Origin of the sequence: Microbacterium sp. UBA3394 (genome assembly GCF_002358725.1) — a bacterium.
GTDB classification, from domain to species: Bacteria; Actinomycetota; Actinomycetes; order Actinomycetales; family Microbacteriaceae; genus Microbacterium; species Microbacterium luteum.
This window is the reverse complement of sequence record NZ_DEPK01000198.1, coordinates 2950-6559: the sequence shown is the minus strand read 5'-3', so window position 1 is coordinate 6559 and position 3610 is coordinate 2950. Positions and strand designations below refer to the sequence as shown.

Below are 3610 nucleotides of genomic sequence, written 5' to 3'. Positions count from 1 at the left end.
AGCGACCCGTTGTCACGTCGACTGCATGCCTCTCGGTGTGCGGGACTTGACAAGGGTCTTACTAGTGTCCGAAATCGACCGGGGGGCGTCGACACGCGTCCGCCGGTGAAAGGCGAAACGTGACCACAGGCACGAAGACCAGCACCCGCGCAACGCGAGCGAAGGACACCGAGGCCGAAGAGATCGTCGAGGAGACGCCCGCGAAGAAGCCGGCGACGAAGACGACCGCCAAGAAGTCCGGCAGCCGCTCCGCGAAGAACGCCTCGAAGACGGCCTCGTCGAAGTCGGTCGACAACGACGATGAGATCGACGATGACGAGGTCGACGCCGAAGACGTCGAGGACGCCGACGACACCTCGGCGGAGGACGACGCCGACGACGACGGCGATGAGGGTGAGGCGAAGTCCGGCAAGAAGGGCTCGGACGGCGCCTCGGACGCCAAGAAGGGTGGCGCAGAGCCGCTGCCCACCGGCGCCATCGTCATCTCGTCGAACGACGACGAAGACGTGCCGATCTACTCCACGCAGATCACCGGCGCGACAGCGGATCCCGTCAAGGACTACCTGAAGCAGATCGGCAAGGTCCCGCTCCTGAACGCGGCCGAAGAGGTCGAGCTGGCGATGCGGATCGAGGCCGGCCTGTTCGCGGAGGAGAAGCTGTCGAACATGTCGGCGGCCGAGAAGTCCTCGCAGCTCGGGCTCGACCTGCAATGGGTCGCCCGCGACGGTCAGCGCGCCAAGAGCCACCTGCTGGGTGCGAACCTCCGCCTGGTCGTGTCGCTCGCCAAGCGCTACACGGGTCGAGGCATGCAATTCCTGGATCTGATCCAGGAGGGCAACCTCGGTCTCATCCGTGCGGTCGAGAAGTTCGACTACACCAAGGGCTTCAAGTTCTCCACCTACGCGACGTGGTGGATCCGTCAGGCGATCACTCGAGCCATGGCCGACCAGGCCCGCACGATCCGCATCCCCGTCCACATGGTGGAGGTCATCAACAAGCTCGCGCGAGTGCAGCGCCAGATGCTGCAGGACCTCGGCCGAGAGCCGACTCCGGAAGAGCTCTCCAAGGAGTTGGACATGACCCCGGAGAAGGTCATCGAGGTGCAGAAGTACGGCCGCGAGCCGATCTCGCTGCACACCCCGCTCGGCGAAGACGGTGACAGCGAATTCGGTGACCTCATCGAGGACACCGAGGCGGTCGTGCCCGCTGACGCCGTCGGCTTCACGATGCTGCAGCGTCAGCTGGAGTCCCTGCTGGACTCGCTCTCGGAGCGCGAGGCGGGTGTGATCCGCATGCGCTTCGGCCTGGGTGACGGACAGCCCAAGACGCTGGATCAGATCGGCGACACCTTCGGTGTCACGCGTGAGCGGATCCGCCAGATCGAGTCCAAGACGATGGCCAAGCTGCGTCACCCCTCGCGCTCGCAGTCGCTGCGGGACTACCTCGAGTGAGCGACGCGCCGAACGACGGCAAGGCCCTCACGACCACGATCGACGGGGAGGCCTTCGCCCGCATCCCGATTCGCACGCGCGTCGTGATGCCCGGCGATGATCTCGAGGAGTTCATCCGCGAGTATGCCGCGGGCGTGGTGCGCGAGGGCGACATCCTCTTCGTCACCGAGAAGATCGTGGCGATCACCCAGGGGCGGTCCTACCCCCTCGAGGAGATCAGGCCGCGCCGGCTCGCGCGTCTCCTGTCGCGGTTCGTCGTGCGGACGCCGTACGGCATCGGTCTGGGCATGCCGGAAACCATGGAGATGGCGCTCCGAGAATGCGGAACCCTGCGCATCCTGTTTGCGGCGGGCGTCTCAGCGGTGACGAAGCTCGTCGGACGTCGCGGCGATTTCTATCGCATCGCCGGCGACAAGGCACGCGCGATCGACGGTCCGACTCCCGGGACGATCCCGCCCTACAACAGGGCGGTCGTCCTCGGCCCAGAGCGACCGGGCGACGTCGCCGTCCAGCTGCAGGGTCTGCTGGGGATCCCCGCGCAGGTCGCGGTGGTCGACATCAACGACATCGGAGGCAACGTCCTCGGCTCCACGCTCTCTCGCGACGAGGAGCGGCGCCTGGTGGCGATCCTGTCCGACAATCCGCTCGGACAGGGGCACCAGTCGACGCCGCTCGGGATCGTCCGCCCGGCCTGAGCGGGCTGATCCCGGACGGCGTCGCGCGGGATTCGTCAGTCCTCGTCGACGAGGCGCGCGGTCTCGTCGTGCCATGACGTGGCGACTTCGCGCAGCTTGTCCTCGTACTTGCGTCCGTGGTGCGCGCAGAACAGCAGTTCGCTGCCGTTGACCTCTGCGGCGATATACGCCTGCGCTCCGCAGGAGTCGCATCGGTCCGCCGCCGTCAGACGGTAGTCGAGGACGGCGGCCGGGTCGGTGGGTGTCGAAATCGAGCTCATGTCGGTCCCTCCTCGAACGGTCGATCGATCGTGTCGTATAAGACAACCACGGCTTTGTTTCGAGAATGCCGCGATAAGGTCACAGTTCGCTCACCGCGTACGGCCGCGGGTTCGCTCGTGTGTCACCCCGGCGCGCGGTGGTGTCGGGGATATCCTTGGACGCTGTGACTGCCGAGTACTCCGCCCACCACCTGCAGGTTCTCGAAGGCCTCGAAGCGGTGCGGAAACGCCCCGGGATGTACATCGGCTCCACCGATTCGCGCGGTCTGATGCACTGCCTGTGGGAGATCATCGACAACTCCGTCGACGAGGCCCTCGGTGGTCACGGCGAGCGGATCGACGTGATCCTCCATCGCGACGGCAGCGTGGAGGTCGTCGACCGGGCGCGCGGCATCCCCGTCGACGCGGAACCGCGGACCGGGCTCTCCGGCGTTGAGGTCGTCTTCACGAAGCTCCACGCGGGAGGCAAGTTCGGGGGCGGATCGTATGCGTCCTCGGGGGGTCTGCACGGGGTCGGCGCGTCTGTCGTGAACGCCCTGTCGGAGCGACTCGATGTCGAGGTGGACCGTGGCGGAAAGACGTGGGCCATGTCCTTCCACCGCGGCGAGCCGGGGGAGTTCGCCGGCGATTCCCCCGACAGCGACTTCTCGCCCTACGAGCAGAGCAGCCGGCTTCGTCACGTCGGCAAGGCGCCCAAGGGTGTCACAGGAACCCGGATCCGCTATTGGGCCGACACCCAGATCTTCACCAAGGATGCCACCTTCGCTGTCGCGGAGCTGGAGCAGCGCGCGCGGCAGACCGCCTTCCTCGTGCCGGGCCTGGAGATCGTCATCCGTGATCAGCGCGGCGAGGAGCCGCGAGAGACGAGCTTCCGATACGACGGCGGCATCTCGGAGTTCGCCGAGTTCCTCGCCCCGGACGCACCCGTGACCGATACGTGGCGCCTTCAGGGAGAAGGAACCTTCACCGAGACGGTCCCCGTCCTGCAGCCGACCGGAGCGATGGTGCCGACCGAGGTCGAGCGCACGTGCGAGGTCGACGTAGCGGTGCGCTGGGGCACCGGCTACGAGACCGTCGGACGCAGCTTCGTGAACATCATCGCCACGCCGAAGGGCGGCACGCATCAGCAGGGCTTCGAGCAGGGCCTGCTGAAGGTCGTGCGGGCTCAGATCGAGGCCAACGCCCGTCGTCTGAAAGTGGGCAA

General features: G+C 66.8%; 4 protein-coding genes. 3 read left to right on the top strand and 1 reads right to left on the bottom strand.

Features of this window, described 5'->3' with window-relative positions:
* The first annotated feature begins 119 nt into the window (after positions 1-119).
* The gene (locus B4E30_RS12120; RefSeq protein WP_071043442.1) at positions 120-1451 is read left to right on the top strand and encodes an RNA polymerase sigma factor; all 1332 of its coding nucleotides are present in this window, start codon (positions 120-122) and stop codon (positions 1449-1451) included.
* On the top strand, positions 1448-2146 hold the full coding sequence (locus tag B4E30_RS12115) for a coenzyme F420-0:L-glutamate ligase (protein ID WP_071043443.1): 699 nt from the start codon (positions 1448-1450) through the stop codon (positions 2144-2146). The genes B4E30_RS12120 and B4E30_RS12115 overlap by 4 nt, the downstream gene beginning before the upstream one ends.
* A 35-nt stretch (positions 2147-2181) precedes the next feature.
* On the opposite strand, the gene B4E30_RS12110 is transcribed toward B4E30_RS12115, so the two are convergent.
* Complete coding sequence (locus B4E30_RS12110) at positions 2182-2406, bottom strand: DUF7455 domain-containing protein (protein ID WP_071043444.1); 225 nt, start codon at positions 2404-2406, stop codon at positions 2182-2184.
* Positions 2407-2570: 164 nt separating this feature from the next.
* On the opposite strand from B4E30_RS12110, the gene B4E30_RS12105 reads away from it, so the two are divergent.
* The coding region (locus tag B4E30_RS12105) for an ATP-binding protein (RefSeq protein ID WP_286795429.1) at positions 2571-3610 on the top strand (1040 nt) is incomplete at its 3' end.